This window comes from Mesorhizobium sp. M7A.F.Ca.CA.002.05.1.1, from assembly GCF_003998335.1.
GTDB lineage: Bacteria > Pseudomonadota > Alphaproteobacteria > Rhizobiales > Rhizobiaceae > Mesorhizobium.
This window is the reverse complement of the sequence record NZ_RZQI01000978.1, coordinates 1-2,131: the sequence shown is the minus strand read 5'-3', so window position 1 is coordinate 2,131 and position 2,131 is coordinate 1. Positions and strand designations below refer to the sequence as shown.

Here is a 2,131-nt window from a genome sequence, read left to right as displayed (position 1 = left end):
GCCCTGGAGCAGCGTCCGCCTATCTGCATCTCGGCGCACTCGGTCCACGGATAATCGCGACGGGAGCCGATGGCGAACTCCTGCCCTCACCGCAAAGACTGATCGACAATCCGGACAGCTGGCTCGACATGACGGATCTCGTCTTCGTCGATCCGGTGGGGACCGGCTACAGCCGCGAGGCACCGGGGCAGGACACGCGCGATTTCTGGGGCGTCAACCAGGATGCCAGCTCGATTGGCGCCTTCATCCGGCTCTATCTCGCGCAGAACGGCCGCACCGGGTCGCCGCTGTTCCTCGCCGGCGAAAGCTATGGCGGGTTCCGCGCGGCGCTGCTCGCCAGGACATTGCAGGAAGATATCGGCGTCAGTCCGAGCGGCATCGTGCTGATCTCGCCAGCGCTGGAGTTCACGCTGGTGCAGCCCGACGAATTCGAGCCGCTGCATTGGGCGCTCGAACTGCCGTCACTGGCGGCGGTGCGGCTACGCACCGAAGGCGTCAGCGGCGATGCATTGCGGGAGAAGCTGGCCGAAGTCGAACATTATGCGATGGGCGATTACCTTACGGCAATCACCAGCGGACTGGAGCAAGGCAGGCGGCTGGCGAGCCAGCGCGTCGCTGAGATCACCGGCCTGCCACTCGATTTGGTGCAACGGAACTCCGCTCGCATCCCCACCAGCCTGTTCGCAAGGGAGTTCGCCCGTGCCAGCGGCAAGGTGCTCAGCCCCTATGACGCCACGATCGGCACAGCCGATATCGCGCCTGAGAGCGCCCGCATCGCCGGCCCGGATCCGGTGCTCGACCGCAGCGTGCCGGCGCTGACGTCGGCTTTCGTCGGCTACATCCGTGACGAATTGAGTTTCCGCACCGATGTCAGCTATCGGCTGCTCAATGGCGAAATCAGCCACAAATGGGATTACGGGACCAGCGCCTCGCGGCAAGGCTATGCCGGAGTGATGGACGATCTGCAGCGCGCACGCTCACTGAACCCTTCGCTTGGTGTCGTGATCGTCAACGGCTACACCGACCTGGTCACGCCTTACCTCGCCTCGCGCTACCTGGTGAACCAGATCCCATCGCTCGCCGATGCCAAGCCTATCCGTCTCGATGTCGTCGAGGGCGGGCACATGATGTATTTCAGGTCCGACGGCCGACGCGCGCTGAAAGAAGCCGCTTCGGAGCTTTACCAGGCGACGCAGTAGGCTTGGCGACAGTGCAGCTCGGCATGGCCCCCTGCCCCAACATAACCAGCGGGCTGGCGTAGCGCCGCAGCGATTTTCGCCCTTATAGCTTGGTGCCGAGGGAACTGAATTCACAGCTCCTCGTGTCGCTCCTCACAGCATTCTGCCGCTCCGGCAATTTGGTCCCACGCGCCTTATGGCCGATATCGCCATTCTCGAAACACGCGAGCGGGTGCTTGCAGGCATCCTGCTGACCGGTGCTGCCTATTTGCTGTTTTCGACACAGGATGCCTCGATCAAGCTGTTGGTCGTCGGCATGAGCGTCTGGCAGATCATGTTCTTCCGCAGCATTGCCATTCTGGGCGCGTGCGCGGCGATCGGCGGACGACAGTTGTTTGCCGACACGATGCGCTCGCCGATCGTGCGGCCGATGCTGGTGCGCAGTGCCTTCACGCTTGCTGCGTGGCTGTGTTACTACAACGCCGCGCGCAGCCTGCAGCTCGCCGAGCTGACCACCGTCTATTATGCGGCCCCGATCATCGTCACAGTGCTTTCAGTGTTCCTGCTCGGCGAAAAGGTGCCGATGCTGCGCTGGCTGGCGGTGCTGATCGGCTTTGCCGGCGTGTTCGTCGCTTGCGATCCGACCCATCTCGGCCTGTCCGTGCCGGTGCTGCTGGTGCTGGCGGCGGCCTTCTTGTGGGGCATCGCCATCGTGCTCTTGCGCAAGACCGCCCTTGCCGAGTGCTCGATGATCCAGCTCCTGCTCAACAATTTCTATTTCCTGCTGTTTTCGGCGGTGCCGGCATTGTTGTTGTGGCGGACACCGGACGGGGCTCAGTTGCTGCTCCTTGCCAGCGTCGGCGCACTCGGCGGCCTGGCACAATATCTTCTGTTCGAAGGCATGAAGCGCACGCCGGCTTCGGTCCTCGCGCGGCTGGAATACACCTCGCTGT

General features: G+C 63.4%; 2 protein-coding genes. Both read left to right on the top strand.

Going from position 1 to position 2,131, the window contains the following annotated elements; translation table 11 throughout:
- The coding region (locus EN939_RS31395) for a S10 family peptidase (RefSeq protein WP_127271491.1) at positions 1–1,199 on the top strand (1,199 nt) is incomplete at its 5' end.
- A gap of 175 nt (positions 1,200–1,374) precedes the next feature.
- Positions 1,375–2,131, top strand: a 757-nt coding sequence (locus EN939_RS31390; RefSeq protein WP_164751386.1) for a DMT family transporter, incomplete at its 3' end; no start/stop codon positions are given.